At 56.4% G+C, this 14,849-nt stretch carries 14 protein-coding genes; 1 reads left to right on the forward strand and 13 read right to left on the reverse strand.

The window, feature by feature from the left end:
* Positions 1 to 170: 170 nt before the first annotated feature.
* The 12 genes from virB11 to QA644_RS33650 all read right to left on the reverse strand — a co-directional run bounded on the left by virB11 (position 171) and on the right by QA644_RS33650 (position 12,863).
* Positions 171 to 1,211 carry a P-type DNA transfer ATPase VirB11 gene (gene virB11 / locus QA644_RS33595; RefSeq protein WP_283074243.1) on the reverse strand — a complete coding sequence of 347 codons (1,041 nt, stop codon included), beginning with the start codon at positions 1,209 to 1,211 and terminating at the stop codon, positions 171 to 173.
* A gap of 30 nt (positions 1,212 to 1,241) precedes the next feature.
* Positions 1,242 to 2,384: a type IV secretion system protein VirB10 gene (gene virB10, locus QA644_RS33600; RefSeq protein WP_283074244.1), complete on the reverse strand. Its 1,143-nt coding sequence runs from the start codon at positions 2,382 to 2,384 to the stop codon at positions 1,242 to 1,244.
* Complete coding sequence (gene virB9 / locus QA644_RS33605) at positions 2,381 to 3,262, reverse strand: P-type conjugative transfer protein VirB9 (RefSeq protein ID WP_283074245.1); 882 nt, start codon at positions 3,260 to 3,262, stop codon at positions 2,381 to 2,383. The genes virB10 and virB9 overlap by 4 nt, the downstream gene beginning before the upstream one ends.
* Positions 3,259 to 3,972 carry a type IV secretion system protein VirB8 gene (locus tag QA644_RS33610; protein WP_283074246.1) on the reverse strand — a complete coding sequence of 238 codons (714 nt, stop codon included), beginning with the start codon at positions 3,970 to 3,972 and terminating at the stop codon, positions 3,259 to 3,261. Before QA644_RS33610 ends, virB9 begins: the two co-directional genes overlap by 4 nt.
* On the reverse strand, positions 3,959 to 4,120 hold the full coding sequence (locus tag QA644_RS33615; RefSeq protein ID WP_283074247.1) for a type IV secretion system lipoprotein VirB7: 162 nt from the start codon (positions 4,118 to 4,120) through the stop codon (positions 3,959 to 3,961). Before QA644_RS33615 ends, QA644_RS33610 begins: the two co-directional genes overlap by 14 nt.
* Positions 4,121 to 4,155: 35 nt before the next feature.
* On the reverse strand, positions 4,156 to 5,043 hold the full coding sequence (locus QA644_RS33620) for a type IV secretion system protein (protein WP_283074361.1): 888 nt from the start codon (positions 5,041 to 5,043) through the stop codon (positions 4,156 to 4,158).
* Between the two features lie 73 nt (positions 5,044 to 5,116).
* The gene (locus QA644_RS33625) at positions 5,117 to 5,791 is read right to left on the reverse strand and encodes a type IV secretion system protein VirB5 (RefSeq protein WP_283074248.1); all 675 of its coding nucleotides are present in this window, start codon (positions 5,789 to 5,791) and stop codon (positions 5,117 to 5,119) included.
* A gap of 14 nt (positions 5,792 to 5,805) precedes the next feature.
* The gene (locus tag QA644_RS33630) at positions 5,806 to 8,175 is read right to left on the reverse strand and encodes a VirB4 family type IV secretion/conjugal transfer ATPase (RefSeq protein WP_283074249.1); all 2,370 of its coding nucleotides are present in this window, start codon (positions 8,173 to 8,175) and stop codon (positions 5,806 to 5,808) included.
* A complete protein-coding gene (locus QA644_RS33635; RefSeq protein ID WP_085026249.1) occupies positions 8,175 to 8,501 on the reverse strand; it encodes a type IV secretion system protein VirB3 in 327 nt (108 codons plus the stop codon). Before QA644_RS33635 ends, QA644_RS33630 begins: the two co-directional genes overlap by 1 nt.
* Positions 8,501 to 8,863, reverse strand: a complete 363-nt coding sequence (gene virB2 / locus QA644_RS33640; RefSeq protein ID WP_283074250.1) for a pilin major subunit VirB2 — start codon at positions 8,861 to 8,863, stop codon at positions 8,501 to 8,503. The genes QA644_RS33635 and virB2 overlap by 1 nt, the downstream gene beginning before the upstream one ends.
* 17 nt (positions 8,864 to 8,880) lie before the next feature.
* Positions 8,881 to 9,588, reverse strand: coding sequence for a type IV secretion system lytic transglycosylase VirB1 (locus QA644_RS33645; RefSeq protein WP_283074251.1), 708 nt, complete (start codon positions 9,586 to 9,588; stop codon positions 8,881 to 8,883).
* A gap of 1,301 nt (positions 9,589 to 10,889) precedes the next feature.
* Positions 10,890 to 12,863 (reverse strand): two-component system VirA-like sensor kinase, encoded by a 1,974-nt coding sequence (locus QA644_RS33650; RefSeq protein WP_283074252.1) that lies wholly within the window; start codon positions 12,861 to 12,863, stop codon positions 10,890 to 10,892.
* A 147-nt stretch (positions 12,864 to 13,010) separates the two neighbouring features.
* On the opposite strand from QA644_RS33650, the gene QA644_RS33655 reads away from it, so the two are divergent.
* Positions 13,011 to 13,457: a nuclear transport factor 2 family protein gene (locus tag QA644_RS33655; RefSeq protein WP_283072282.1), complete on the forward strand. Its 447-nt coding sequence runs from the start codon at positions 13,011 to 13,013 to the stop codon at positions 13,455 to 13,457.
* An 86-nt stretch (positions 13,458 to 13,543) separates the two neighbouring features.
* Here the strand turns inward: QA644_RS33655 and QA644_RS33660 are convergent, their stop codons facing one another.
* The gene (locus QA644_RS33660; protein WP_283074253.1) at positions 13,544 to 13,921 is read right to left on the reverse strand and encodes a hypothetical protein; all 378 of its coding nucleotides are present in this window, start codon (positions 13,919 to 13,921) and stop codon (positions 13,544 to 13,546) included.
* Positions 13,922 to 14,849: the final 928 nt, after the last annotated feature.

Genomic DNA, 14,849 nt, shown 5'->3' on the forward strand with positions numbered 1-14,849 from the left:
AGCTGCCTGGTGAAGCAGCTGGTCAGTCGTGTACATGCACAAGCTGCGGCACACCAATCCATTCGGTGAATGGGACAGCTTCACCGAATGGATGGGTGGCACAAAAAGCGATATGAAAGGACTTTTGGTGTCAGCCCTTGGCACTGAAGACAGCGCCAAGAATGATGGCCCTAATGCTGCTTGAGAAGATCAGCCACTGTCTCTCCGCGCCTGCGCGCGTCGGCTGCGAGCCAAATCTCGCCCACCTCATAGATGTCACCATAGGTACGGAACGGCACAATGACATCGATCGCGGCCGCCAGCATATCGATCAGCGTGCGGTCTTCAAGAGCAGCTCCTTGCGAGCTGCTCTTGACCAGCGAAAATAGCTTTTTGAAACCTTGAACCGGATCCGCCCCATGTACAGTAGAGATCGATCCTGGATGGCCGGAAACGACTTCGCTGAGATAAGCCCAGGCGGCGTCGTCGCGCATTTCGCCGAGCAGTATTCGATCCGGGCGCATGCGGAGGCTGGCTTGTAAAAGCTGTTCTGCGGTCACCCCGCCTAAACCTGCGCCGTCCTTTGAATAGAGTAGCCGGACATGGTTCTCATGCGGAATTACGAGCTCGAGCGTGTCTTCGATAGTGATCAGCCTTTCCTGCGGCGGGATGGCGCTGATTAATGTCTTACTCATCGTCGTCTTTCCGCTACCCGTGGCCCCACAGAGCAGCATCGTGAGTCGAGTAGTCACGCATGCGCGCAGAAATCCTTCCAGATCACCGCGGTCGTAATGGTGAAGGATCTCTTCGTCATGCTGAGTTTGGCGCTGCTTGCGCGAGCGCCACTGATTCCATCGCGAAGCATCATACCGGGATGCGACTTCTTCGAGCTCCGAAACACGGGCGCCTGGGCGTCGAATTGTCAGGCTGACGGTGCCCGACGGCACCGCGGGCGGTAAACAGATTTGCAGCCGCTCCCCATTTGGCAGTTCGGTGGCGCAGAGTGGGTTTCGTGGTCCAACATCTTGCCTTCGTGACGCTCCCGCCAGGATCGCGATATCTTCGAGATCATCATAGGTAAGAGGTAAAGGATATTTCGTGAAGGCACCGTCCTGGCGGACGAAAGCTTCCTCGGGTCTATTGATCGCGACCTCTTCGGTCCTTGGATCCTCAAGCCAACTCAAAACTGGTTTGAGGAGGAAACGCAATTGAGGATCTGCCTCCGTTCGCATTCAGGTCTCCAATTTTTCGTTGTCGTTGAGCTACTTCGGCGAGAATTGCCGATTTCGCCCTGTCGTTGTCCCAATGGCCGTCCGAAGCTCGTATACATCTGAAAAATCGAGATCCCGTGCGACAAATATGGATACCGCATCCCCCTGATTTTTCTTCAGAGTGGGTGGAATGTTGATCGTTGCGCTTAGCGCGGTGTTGGCGATTTGTGCGCTATTGCCCTGAAAGCTGTTAATGCCAGTGCCCTCACCTGAGCTGCCAGCATAACTACTCGCTGCCTGGAACGCACCCTGGACGACGCTTAAGAGCATTGCCCCTCCGAAGCGTTGCCAGAAGTGATTATCGACCGTGCCAGGCAGTCCTGAGCGGCCGAGTTCGTCGGCACCTGGTGACGCGAGCGACACCAAGGCATGATTCGGCGTCTCGGCGCGATTCCAGATCACGAAGACCCGCGCATCGCCTTGTTGTAGGCCACGCTGGATTTCGCCAATCACTGTCGTGCCTCGGTCCAAGAGCACAACGTTGCCCGTTGCCCCCCGGACGTCCTCGGGTAGTACGCATTTCACATAACCCGCCAGATTGGTATCGATCGCTGTTTGCAAAATGCAGTGGATCGTCGTTCCTTGCGTAATCATGAAGTCGGGGTTCGGCAAAAGTGTAGCCCGGCTTGCCTCCAGTACAGACGGCTTCATCCTCGTTTGAAGATCATTGTCGACCGAACCTCCGCCCGAATGCGAGGACGTGTCTTGCTCTTCGTCTTCGTTTTCGCGGCGAAAGTTCGCCCGTTGCTCGGGCTTGCTGATGCCTTGGTCGCCGCTGCTATAGGCAAAGATCGGTGTTTTCTCAGGCCGCAGGTCATCGCGTTCCGGCTGGCTCATGGCTGGCGCGGGAGCTGTCGCCTGCCCATGCTCCGGTGTTTCCTCAGGCTCAGGAGCTACATCAACGGGCGCGGGACGAAAGGGCGCGGTGTCGGTGAGAATTGTTGTCGGCGGCGGAGAAGCCCCGTCGCTAGCCTTTGAACGTCCACCGAGCCAGATAAGGCCCAGTGATAACGACAGAATCAAGCCAGCAACCATTAACTTCTGCGACCCCGAAAGATGCTGACGATGTGGGCCAGAGACCACGGATCCGGACGCATCCACATCGTGAGCAGATTGGGGGTTGACGTCGCTCATCGCTTTGGCTCCTTCAGAACGCGCCAAACATCGGGTCTGCTCGTGCCAGTGCCCGGGTTTCGTCCAATGGGATCGAAGGCGCTATTCCAGATGCATAACACTGTGTCGCCGTCCCTCAGTCGCCAACCACGAGCAACCGAGGAAGCCTCGACGTAGTCTCCTTTGACGGAATAATTAGCAGTGGCTTCTTCGCCATCTGGATTGATCCTATAGATCGATGGTACGCGTACATTACCCGGGAATCGGAATACGGTGGTGATGCCGTTGTCGAAAACCTCCAAAGGCATCAAAGAACGGTCCCCTTGGGCGACATAATGCCAGTTGTTCGGGCTGGGGCTGGCGGTTGCGGCCGGCTCATCGAATAATTGCTTAGCCCTCTGTTGATACTGCGCTTTCGCTCGAAGGCGGTAGGCGAGGGACCTCTGTTCCGCTTGCTTACGGCGCGCAGCAGCCTCATCGACAGGGTAGCCGAATTGCACGCTGTAGTAGAGGTCAGGCTGCTCTTTGTCGAGCCGAGACATGGCCCTGGTGGAGATACTGAAAACATATCGTCGTATACCTGCGTCGCTTGCGGTAAGCACGATGACTGGCTGTGGCGGAAGGACGTTGCTTGCCTTGAAGAAGAGGTAGTTGTCGCGCGGAAGGGCAGATAGGTCGTTGCTGTTGGAAACGGCGACCGCTGTGACGGTCTCGCCTGCCCCGAATGTCACAACCATTGTTGCTCCGACAGCCGTAGACAGGCGCACCACCTGATCGGGGTTGTATGCCAGATAGCGCATGCGCGGATCTAATTTGCCGGCCGTAGGAGTGTCCTCCGCACGCGCGTTCACCGTGAGGCAAAGCAAACAGGCCAGTGAGATAAACGCTCTTTTCATCATGGCTGGGTGCGCCCCACGTTCGAAATAGTGTCTTCTGAGGTTTGATAGGAGGTAACAAGCAATCCGCCCGGATTAGTCAGCCTCGATCGCCCGGGTAGATTTGTCACCTTTTCGTAGCGAACCGTTGCAGTCCAAGTACTCGCCACCGGCGTTTGCCCCTCCAGAACGAGCGTGCGCTTGTAGCGAATCTGTTGCACGCCCGGAGTGATGTCGTTCGAGGCGATGTGCTCGACCTCTAGCCTACCGCGCTTACCGATTGCGACTTGCGGTGATTCAGGGTTGGGGTAGTTGAAGAAGTCTTGGTAATCTTGCCGCACGGCCGGGGCGCTGAAACTCGATACGAGATCATAGGCATATTGAGCTGTGTCCGCCGTGTAGCTCTCGCGCAGGCGGACATATTGCCAGAGGGAGGCATTAACAACCGCTTGCTCTTGCGTGGCGGGCAGCCGAGAGACGGACACTTCGCTGTCAACGGTACCGTCGGGGCGTACCCAAAGATACACAGGCACAAGCTTGATCAACGGAACCATGGTCGCGATAGTGAAAGCCTGTGCCACATTTCCAAGAACAGCGACTGCCGCAACCGCTACTAGAACCTTGGAGAGACGCCGCGCAGATTTCGCACGTGCAGTTTGAAAGGCTTCCACTTTCTTATAATGGGTAGCCAATGCCTTCTTCTCGACCAGGAGAGCGTATTCAGGGCCTTTCATTAAGTTCCCCCGGAGCCTGAAGATCAGTTGGAGTCGATTGCCAGTATCCAACGTTTAGCGGGAAAATCGGCCCGCTGCAGGTCGCCGGCTTGTCAGTCGTCTGGCAGGCCGCTAGAGTAAGAATTAGGAACAACAGACAATACTTCATGCAAACCTTCCAAATTGAACGATCCAAGTGAGATCCTACCCACGGGTTAACTTGGCGAGATGCCGATTCAGGCTGCTGCCGGGTTGGTATGCTCCTGCCACATAGGCGCCTCCAATATTGCCGGCGATCACCGGAAGCGCGACGATCAGAGCGTCACCGGCGAGAAAAAACATATCGAGTTCGTATAGCCCAATAATCTTGGCTGCGGTCGTACCCGCGCCAGAAATCACCCTGAGCATTATTGCGAGGACGCTCACTTCCGTTGCGATGACTAGAGACGTCACGATGTTCAGCAGGAGGAGAAGTATCCCGTAGGTGAGGAGTTGAGTGAGCCATTTCACAGCCATCTCTCGTGTGCGATCAAAGAGATAGCCTACAAGAATCAGTGGGCCGATCGCCAAGAGCACCTTCGTGAGAATTCCAGCGGCATCATAGATCGCGAACACAGCCCAAAGCGCACCGTAAAAAACCCACTGTGCGCCTTGAAAGGCGAGAATGTCCTGGCCATTCATTGGTCCAATTTCGGATGCAACTTTTTGAAAGTAAAATTGGGTTAGCGCGAACATGATGTCGAGCTGCTTGGGAATATCAATGAAGGGAATGTGACTGCCACTGACCTGGTGAACGAAGCCTGGGATCGTTTCCTCAAAGAGTGACACGACATAGTTATGATAGTTCGCCTGCCCGATCACAAGGGAGACAACAAGTGACACCGTGATGACCCTCGTAATGCCGCCACGAGTGTCGATTTCACCACGCATCACCAGAATGCCTTGAACTATGATCCAAAGCGTAACACACGCAGTAAGAGGCGCACTGACCGCAGTCTGGATCCTTTCCAGCACTGTGTTCATTCCGATCTCAAAGGCCTGATCAAAGATCGTATGAATAGCCGTAAACGGCGCAGGGATCCCGAAATTCATCGCTCCACGCACTTGCTTCTCTCCACCGAAGGTAGACTAATTGAGGTCACCGAGCGACAGAACTCACGGATCGTTATGGCTTTGCGCCGAAGATAGCCGCGGTTGCCTGGCGTTCCCGCCGCTGTGTCGTTGCCTCCTCTGCTTCTTGAAGGCGTGCCTGAGCGGTGGTCATCGTCAACAGGCTGGTCGCCTGGGTGTTTTGGATAATTGCATCGTGGATCTGTTTGAGGAGTAGGCCGTTAGTAACGGTTGCCTGCATAATGTTCCTTGAACGCGAAAGCTGACCTAACGTGTTGGCATTTTGCTTCAGGCGCTGAGCCATAGCGTCTAGATTATCGGCTGCAGCCGCCGCAGCATTCGACGAACCTGCGATCTGCTCGCGTAAGAGAGCTCCTTCCGCGTCGTTACCCCACACCACTTTGTTTTGGGCATCCGATGCTATCGCGCGTGCCGTGGCGGACGCCGGCGCCTCCGCGGCAAACATCTGCTTTTCTAGCTGATTGGTGGTCGGATAGCGGTTTGGTTGGTTGAGCGAGCTTAACAGGCCGGTGACGCCGAAGGACGTCGTGAACATCTGCACCATTTGGATTGTCTGTTCGAGCATTGCGATTGTCTGGATAACGTTCTCTGCAGTGCTTGCAGCCGTTGCAACCGTTGCGGGATCGCTGACGACAAACTGCGCCCGGGCTGGCCCCGGCAAAGTAAGGCAAATGGCAAGCGCCGTTGCGGTGAGTTGTGCAAGTTTCATGGGAACTCCCTCCGTCAGTCTTGTACTTCATGGTAACGAGCTATGAATTTGTCGAGCCAGGCAGCAGGATCCTCCCCATACGTCTCACGTAGCTGATCGGCGAATCGCACGGTATTGGCCCGCCCTGAGAGTACCGCGACAAATTCGCGCATCTCCCGAAGATCGAACTCGCAGATAACGCTCCCGCTCTCGCGCTTAAGCAAAAACTTGCGGCTGCCAACGGCCATATCCTCGCGGATCGCATGAAATTCTCGTTCGGTACACTTCAGCCCGTCGATATAAGCCGTGCGGTCCGCTGTAGGTGAGGGGTAAATGATCTTCGTCATGCATTGTGCAACGAGGCTGGCTCCAAGTCGCGATTCCAGGACGTGCTCGGGTTGCTGTGTTGCAAGAATGAGCATCCCGTTGTTCTTGCGAACCGTGAGCAAGAACTTGTCGACGACTGCGGAGAATTGCGGGTTCAGTAGATAGAATCGAAACTCATCGCAGCTCATGACAAAGCGCCGACCATCCACGACAGCACCCACTCGGTGCAGAAGATACGCAGCGGCCGGGGCACAGACCTCCTCATACTCCAGGAGTTGCGTCATATCGAAGCCGGTAATCGATCTATCGAGCGTTACTTCGTCCACTTCGCCGTCAAACGCCCATCCGAGCGCATTTCCTCTGCACCAGCGCTGTAGTCGCGCTCCTGCGCCCTCGGATGGGCCATGCAACAAGAACTCTCGCAGGCCTGCGAGTGAACGCATACCCGGCTCATACGAAAGCTGCCGAGCGATACCGCGCTCCAACCGGCGGTTCTCCTCCGGCGAGACGCCTCCGCGTCCGTCGCTCTCAATCAGCGCGACGATCCATTCGCGCAGAAAATCCCGGGACGCCGACGTATTGGCCAGGCCCCGCAGAGGTGCCAAGCCGCTCGGCATTCCTCTGCGTAGAGCGAGGTATGTCCCTCCCGTTGCACGTACCAACAGCTCACCGCCACGGTCCTTATCAAAAAAGACGATCGCGCCATCGCGATAAGCCATGCTCTGCTCGAGCATCGCTAGGATGAAGGTCATGAGCGTCGTCTTGCCTGTCCCGATAGGTCCGAATATTGCAGTCATCCCAACGTCGTTCTCATGAGGGACATAATCGAAGGGCGTCCCACCGTTGGTGCGAAAGCGCGCAATTGCATTTCCCCAATGCCCGGACAAAGTGCCGCCCGGATAGTTCTCAAACGAGACTAGACCGGCAAAATTTCGCGATGTGACCGCCCCGGGACGCGTGCGCCACTTGTTGTTGCCCGGGAGTTGCGACCAGTAACCGGCTTCCATGCCAATACTCTCTTGGACCGCGACGGCCCCTGCATCCGTCAATCGCGCGCGGGCACGCGCAGCGCGGTCGGCAAGGCTATCGAGATTATCTGCATAGACGCAAAGGCTTAAGTGATGCGAGCCCATCACGAACTCGTTGCTTGCGAGTGCGTCCTCTGCCTCGGCGAGTTTGTCGATCTGGGTGATAGCCTTGTCACCGGAACTTATCATTTGACTGGACTTAAGGCTGAGATTGGCATGAGCCTGTGCGCGGGTTAGGAAGGAGAAACTTTGGCTTAAGACAAGCGGAAAGTCTGTGGACAACAGCGTGTTGAGCATGCCCGGCCGCGTCTTTGCCGGATACTCGCGAAACGAAAAGATTGAACCCACGTAACTATCTTGTGGCGTCCGAATCTCTAGTGCCCGCTTGCCACAGATGACCCGGTCGGTATAGATCGAAGCGCCGAGCGAGCCGCTGACGACAGGAACCGGTGTGAAACGGCAAGTCATGATCATGCGGAGTGCTTCCCCGATCTCCGAGAAAACTACGTTGTCCTTCTCCCGAATACCGAGCCGGCGGAGACCATATGCGTCGAGAGCGCCAGCAAGCACGTGCCAAAGATCTTCCAGACTTCGCACCTGGCTTGCCAGGTCGATTTCTTTTCTTTTGTAGAACCTGGTGAACCGGCTACCTATTTTGCCAAGCGTTGAGCGGGGGAAGACGATCAATGTTAGGAAGTGATCGTTGCGATAGAGATTTCCGGAGAGCACACGCTGCTCAAAAGCTTCGCTCAATTGGGTGGCGAAAGCGCTGCGGAACTGCCGCCCTGGTGGCGACGGCACATCGTTATGGCGCACGAGATGGGCGTACATTGATACATTGTCATCGGCAATGTTGCGTAACAGCGTATTAAACGTGCGGCACCGTGCATTGCGGATTTCGACGTCTTCCAGTTCAAAGGGCAAACCTCTGACATGTGCCATGGTCATGATCGACCCGTCCTCTAGAAGTACAACCTCGTCGCTGAGGTGCCCAATATAGGGTAAATAGATCTCCCCAGACCTCTCGGTCTTGCCACTTGTGCCGAGCATTACACCATCCCTCTTCCTCGATCGGGCACTTTGATCGGATTTGGGCTGACGCTCGCGCCGCCCCAGACTTGGCCGTCGACGCTTCTGCCGGCAGTCTGCAGAAAAAGTAAGACTACGCTCGCGGCGTTATAGTCACGCTCCACGACGATCCGCGCTCCGAACCAGAGTGGCACAAGAATAACTTCGTAGAGAGGATTCTGGACGATGACGATCAGAAAGCCGCCTAACATCATGAACAATCCAGCCAGGGTCAGCGGGACACCGAAAAACAATGCCGGTCGTGTCGCCGCCAAATAAAGGGTGCTTTCTTCCAGACGGACACTCATCAGCCGCCCCCAATGAGCGTTTTGCCAAGGAAGCTGGCCCCGAACATGATAACGATACCCCCAACGACGCCGGCGACGAGACCGAGTGAAGCACGACCGAACATCCATGAAATGCCGATAGCGACGATGCCGAGAACAGCGAGCGACTGTCCGAACGGACCCAAGATAAACGTGCATATGTTGTTGATCATTGTCGCAGGGTCGCCGCCTCCCGCCACTTGTGCCGCAGCCGGCCCGGAGGAGAAAACGCTCCCCCCGGCTGCCCCGGCAACGGCGGGCGCATACGCAACAGCCATGCGCAACATCGTGTCCAGCAGCGAAAAGCGCTTCAACTGCCCGCGGAATCTTTCAAGGAATATCATCACAACACCTCTGTCGTTCAATCGAATATGAGTTGATTGTCGTTCGTGGATTCGCCGTCCTTCGGCCTCTGCTGCATTGGAGGGCTTGATGATTCGCCTGCCGAACGGTGCCGTTCATGCGAGCCCCAAACGTCCCATGTTTCTTGCTGGACTGCCTTTTCACCGCCTGTCTCCGGCAACTGAACCAGCGGCGGCACCATCTTTCGGGCGGCGAGCTCAACCTTCCGCACGTACCCATTCGCAAAGCCGCGCGTGAGATCTCCAGTATTGTAGGCGGAGATTGCCTGACGAAGCGCCCGTTGCTCTGCTGCGGCGGTCTTGCCGCCGGCGTAGCGGCTTTCAAGCAAGTGCGCTGCAGCCGAAAGTGAGAAACAGGGCTGGAACGCCTTTTCGGGCGTGAGACCCAGCGGAGGAAAATTCTCGGAATTGATCTGCATAAGCCCGACGTCGATCGAATGTCGCGCTTTGAGGCGCTTCTCGACGCTCTGCGTTGCTTCAGTTGCATCTTTCCAGTGAAGGGTTTCACCGGTGGTATTGTCATGTGCCGCAAGCGGTTCAAAACTGCTTTCAACGGTGGCAATTGCTGCAAGCGTCGAGGAAGCAACCCACGGCGCGCATTCGCGAGCGAGATTGTTGAACTCACGCAGGGAGAGTGGCGCCGCCTTGGTTGAGAGACACATGGAGATCGAGAAGACAATCGAAACGGGCCACGCTGTGTTCAACATTCCCTATCACCTCACTATCGCACTCAATCAGCCTGAAAGAATCGGCGTCATCTCGCGCGATTATCGGAAGGGACTGTTACTCTAGGATTTTCAGGATCCGTCTTTTTGTTTCATTTGAAGCAAAGGACGTTTCTGCCGAGCTCAAGGCCGTATCGAAGCGCTTTTCCACGTCAAGTGCGAGATTAATGGACTGTCCGCGGACAAGCGGCGCCGCCCCCTGAGTGCAAGGTTGTCGCGCAGTTCACTGGTGCAAAGCGCCAGATAGCGCCGGAAAAGCAGGGGAGGGGCGAATGTCGGGGAAACTACACGAAGAATTGCATGTAGAGTCCTTGTCCTGCGAGAACCACGGAAGGGCGAACCAAGGTTCACGTCGGGCATCGAATTCGCATGCAGCGCGCATGCTGCAGGTCACACAGATAGGCACAGGCGATCGGAGAGGGCATTAACTGCGTCGGCTCCAATAGATAGCGGACGCGTCGAACGTGCCGGTCTCACACTTTTCGACCCCACATCCTTGCGCCCCAATCGTCGACGCGGGACAGCACTAGCAAAGCTAAGGTCCATCCAGACATCATGCAGTTCGCGTTCAGCGATGAAGGTGTTGCGCTCATTCGCTCCTTCACTCGGATCGCAGATGATAAGGTGCCATCCGCCGAGGCGGCGAGGTTCAGGACGGACATTGGCATGATTCTGCACAAGGTGAGGGTGGCAAGCACGACGGGATGCGGGCGACGGGCAGATCAGCAGAGGGCTCCGGGCGGCCATTTCGGATCATCCTAGGGACAATAATTTGCCGCAATCGGTAAGGCGCGGGCAGGCTCATGACGAGCAACACGGTGCGAAAATCACACTGGTGCTGGCTTGGCGGCCGAGGTGATCTACATCCCACAGTGCCGCACCGTCAGCAAGCGGCGAGCGTCGATCCAGAGCGCTGTCGCTCGGCGATGTCCTGGATGACACTGGCCTTTGCAGCAAATCGATAGGGACTTGGGCAACCGGCGCAGTTGACTCGTTAAGATTAGCTTCTCCGATGAGGATGACGGGCATTCTCTTTAGAAACGCCTGCACGGCGTCGGCATATTGTGACACGGGAACAGATAAGCAGGCCCGCCACGATGAGATCGGGCGTTTTCCCCCTCCTAATCCAGTCGAAAAGACCGTTGAATGACTTGAGGCCGACGGGCTCATAACCCAGGACGGCAATTTTGTCCTCATACATCCCTAGCATCGCCGTATTGGTCTCCACTACGGCGATGATCTCTCCGTGGCCGAGTGGTGTATATTACAGGGACGAAAAAAAGCTACCTGGACTGACTGGCTCCTTCGGGGGAAGGTGGCAGATAGATGTCGAAGCGGGTACCGCGCCCAATAGTTGAGCTAACATCAATGTATCCTGCAAGCGCGCTCACATGGCCGTGCACTGCGGCGAGACCGAGCCCCGTTCCGCCGATGCGAGCGCGCGTGGTAAAGTAAGCCTCAAAAATATATGGTAGTATCGCTTCAGCAATGCCTTCGCCGGTGTCTCCAACGGAAAGGAGGACATAGTCCCCGGGTGGCAGGTCGCCATAAGCAAGTATCTTCGATTGAGAGACAACAGTGCGAGAAACGCTGACATCAATGCGGCCTTCATTCGAGAAGGCCTCTGAGGCGTTCTTGCAGAGATTCATCAGGATCTGCTGAATCTCGAGTGGGTTCCCTTCGATCACCGTTTCCTTTTCGTCAATCTTGAAGTTCAACTCTACATCTGCACGGAGCGCTACGCGCAGCAACGGAGCTAGATCCATCACGACCTCGGAGACATTGAAGGGCTTGATCATACGTTCTCGTTTTCGGCTCAACGCCAAGATCTGATCGATAATCAGCCCCGCTCTGTCGCCTGCCGCGATGATTTGGTCGATATAACCCCGAGTTCTTGAAGGGCGACGCAGAAGACTTTGGGCCATCTCGGCGTAGCCGAGTATCGCCCCTAAGATGTTGTTGAATTCATGCGCGATACCACCGGCGAGCGTGCCGACGGATTTCAGCCGTTCCGCATGCTCCAATCTCCTCTCTAGGAGGTTGCATTCCGTCTGCCGACGTCGAAGATCGAGGTAACTGCAGACACGGCCAGTCGCGCACTCAAGAAGTTGGATCTCACTAGAAGAGATCCGTAAACAGTCCCGCTGAAGGAAAAGGCAACAAACCGCGATGAGCTGATCCGAGACCTTGAAGACAAGCAACTGACAAACCTCGGGAGTCCCTTTAGCAACGCAGCCAACTTTTTGCGCGGGTATGATGCGAAACAATCTGCGCTCCTGCGCCTGGGCAAGAGAAGCGATTTCAAGAAGCCAAGCATCATTCCAGATGGGGGCAGGAGTGTTGGCAGCGAAACACTCGGCGAGACGCCCCGAACTCATGTCGACCAGTGCCAGCGCGCACTGATCAGCATTGAAAAACCGCTGGACAACTCTCAGTGCTGCTTGGGTGGAGGCGGATAGCGAAGGCTTTGTTGCTGAAACAGCTTCAAAGCAAGCCCCAATCTCGCGGGTCGCTGCTTGAAATTCCAAGCACCTTGCCAATCTGTCCGTCTGTCCGCGCAGTCTACAGGCTAACACGATTATCCAGCAGCAAAGGCATATAGAAACTGAACCGAGGAAAACACGTATCCGCCGCTCGCTCACATTGACCAAGCTGTAGCCTTTCAGATATTCGCGCTCGAGTTTTGCAGCTTTGTCGATGGTGTCGGATGAGGCGGTCCTGTTTGCAGCGTCATTCATCTGCGGCAGCAAGGACAGGATAACCTGGCCATTGCGCGCAACCGAATGTTCGATGGCATCATCTTGGCCCTTAGTCGCCTGAAACCGGTCGAGATCTCGATCGATCCCTGATGCCAGGGTCGAACTCGGCCTCGGCGAAAACCGTAGAATTGAGTTGCCTAACTCGACGGGCCGCACAGTACCAGTATTTTCGGTTTTCGGAGGCAATTTCGCAAGCAGACTCAGCGACTCGGCGAGGCTGGTAAGAGAACGCGGCACGATCAGGTTTTGTGCGCCCATAGCCACAACGGCCGCGCTAGTCCTTTCGACCGAAGCCTCTACCTCCCTTAGCAGGTGCGAGAGGTCACTGGGGTTCTCAAGAGGCGCCTTTTCGAACAGTGTCTCTAGTGGTAAAAATCTGACGCTTGGTACCCGATGCGGATTACCTGTTCCGACCCTGAGCTGCCATTCGAGCGTTGCGGTCGCGTCTTGAGAAGGACACTGCTCACGGCCGCCACGTTCAGCGGCCGCCTGCGCCACGGCGATAGCGGCCGTGGCAGTGCGCGGAAGCCCCGCGCGTCCGCCGAGGAATAATTCGTCCTCGGTGTCGGAATGCGTCGGTGCCGTTCGTCCTATGGGCGCGAAAGAGGAATCCCTATCTTGTCCTCAGCGGAAGGATGAACTGCCATGCCCACTGAAACGACGACACCGCTCGGTTCGGCGGCGCGGGCAACTCTGGCGAGGTGGCTCGCCATGGTCGCAAGCGGTGACTTTGGCGAGCTGGACACGATCATTGCCGCCGAGGCGATCTACCATTCGCCGGTGGAGTGGCACCCCTATCCGGGACATGACCTGGTGTGCCTTCTGGTCCGAACCGCGGCGGGGGTATTCGAGGACTTCAGGTATGAACGCCAGATGGCGGGCGGCGACAGCGCCATGCTCGAATTCGCCGCGCATGTCGGCGACATCCAGATGAAGGGCGCGCATCTCATCCGCTTCAACGCCGATGGGGAGATCTTGGACATCGACCTGATCGCGCGGCCGGCCAAGGGCGTCATGGCCCTCGGTAATGGGGTAGGGGACAAGATCGGACCGCAGATCAAGGCGGCGCTGGCCGCCGCAAGCCGGGCGTGACGGTGGCGGACTAGGGGAGCTCAATGCGAATCGCCTCTGATGTCCGCTTCCCACCCTGAGCGGGCCTACGGCTCCGGTACCAAGCGTCAGATTTTGACCACTAGGTTGATCAGGCTCTGCCGCAGAGCGCGTATCGTTGTGAGCAGAGCTTGGTAATTCCACCGCGTGCCGGCACGGGCGCGGAAGAGGTCACGGTGCAGTAGTGCAGAATTGATCTGAATTGCCCCCAGTTCACTCAGGATCGCCTGATTGGTCTGGTCATCCTGCCCATGCGTTGTCCCCAGCACTGCAAACAACCAAGTCATAATCACCAAGACTAGGATAAGGTTGGCACTAAGCCGTTTCTCGCGGCCAGAACGCGGACAACCATCCGCGTTTGTCTGCCTCTCCGAACGCCGTGACTCAAACATCAGCTCGGTTTCGATCTGGCGGGTGAGCCCCCATTGCTTGGTTAGGAAAGCCACTTAGGCCTCCGGCATGACCGCAACGATCCGCCACAGCGTTTTTGGATCGAAGGCCACATGTTCGGGTGGGACTGTCGGAAATTCTTCGACTTCTTGGGACCTCGGATGAGTTGCCAACAGCCCACGGGTAGCACCTTATTGCCTTGGACACTGGGCGGATGTTCGACGCCCAGTGCTGGGAAATTGCACCGCTGTTGTGGTAATACTTGGGGGTAGCTCTCGCTCTGTTCCAGCCAGAAATGCTGTCATGCAATAACGAGCTTTACTCACAAACAGCGGTAACACTGGCAGAGTGACTCGCTAGTGAAACTCAACGCCCCCAGTTTCGCTCTCTGCTTCTGGAGGAAGATGCTAGTTCAGCTCGTGCGTCATTGTCCGCCCTGTGGAGGTTCTCCGCGGTCGGACGCATTTCTCTCAGTTGGCTATAAGAAATGGGTCCCTGCTCTCCTGCGTGCCCATGAGCTTGAGCCTGAACCTCCCCGATCCTCCTGTCCAAATTTGGAAGCGACGCCTCTGCCGCATGTCGAGATGCAGACGGCGCAAGCGGCTCGTCACCAGCATACGTACTGACACTCTGCAGGTCGGTGACCGGCAATTGCGCCTGTTGCTCCGCGTTCAAGTGGTGGTATCCCTTCAACAGGGCACGGGCAGCATTGTACTGAGTGACACGGTCTTCCGGATGTGTGACTAACTCAACCGCGCGATTAATAAGACGATTTCTGTTTGCGCTGTCTAGATCACCTAGGTAATCTCCTATCTTGGCGAGTGTAAGGGCTTGAGTTCTTTGCTCGTCGATGTTCAGAATGCGATTGACGGCGGCTGTTTTTCTCTCAGGAGTTTGAAACTTAAACGTTGGCGCGATTACAGGAGCTACGGCCCGTGAGAACACCCGGTCTGGTAGGCCTTGGTCCGGCGCGATATCGGTTAG

Source organism: Rhizobium sp. CC1099, from assembly GCF_029714385.1.
GTDB lineage: Bacteria > Pseudomonadota > Alphaproteobacteria > Rhizobiales > Rhizobiaceae > Rhizobium.

Excerpts from the sequence above, each read along its gene's own strand:
- virB11 (WP_283074243.1), bottom strand. The coding sequence starts at position 1,211 with ATGCGAACGGAGGCAGATCCTCAATTGCGTTTCCTCCTCAAACCAGTT.
- QA644_RS33610 (WP_283074246.1), bottom strand. The coding sequence starts at position 3,972 with ATGAAAGGCCCTGAATACGCTCTCCTGGTCGAGAAGAAGGCATTGGCT.
- QA644_RS33625 (WP_283074248.1), bottom strand. The coding sequence starts at position 5,791 with ATGAAACTTGCACAACTCACCGCAACGGCGCTTGCCATTTGCCTTACT.
- QA644_RS33630 (WP_283074249.1), bottom strand. The coding sequence starts at position 8,175 with ATGCTCGGCACAAGTGGCAAGACCGAGAGGTCTGGGGAGATCTATTTA.
- QA644_RS33620 (WP_283074361.1), bottom strand. The coding sequence starts at position 5,043 with ATGAATTTCGGGATCCCTGCGCCGTTTACGGCTATTCATACGATCTTT.
- QA644_RS33615 (WP_283074247.1), bottom strand. The coding sequence starts at position 4,120 with ATGAAGTATTGTCTGTTGTTCCTAATTCTTACTCTAGCGGCCTGCCAG.
- QA644_RS33655 (WP_283072282.1), top strand. The coding sequence starts at position 13,011 with ATGCCCACTGAAACGACGACACCGCTCGGTTCGGCGGCGCGGGCAACT.
- virB2 (WP_283074250.1), bottom strand. The coding sequence starts at position 8,863 with ATGATATTCCTTGAAAGATTCCGCGGGCAGTTGAAGCGCTTTTCGCTG.
- virB9 (WP_283074245.1), bottom strand. The coding sequence starts at position 3,262 with ATGATGAAAAGAGCGTTTATCTCACTGGCCTGTTTGCTTTGCCTCACG.
- virB10 (WP_283074244.1), bottom strand. The coding sequence starts at position 2,384 with ATGAGCGACGTCAACCCCCAATCTGCTCACGATGTGGATGCGTCCGGA.
- QA644_RS33645 (WP_283074251.1), bottom strand. The coding sequence starts at position 9,588 with ATGTTGAACACAGCGTGGCCCGTTTCGATTGTCTTCTCGATCTCCATG.
- QA644_RS33635 (WP_085026249.1), bottom strand. The coding sequence starts at position 8,501 with ATGAGTGTCCGTCTGGAAGAAAGCACCCTTTATTTGGCGGCGACACGA.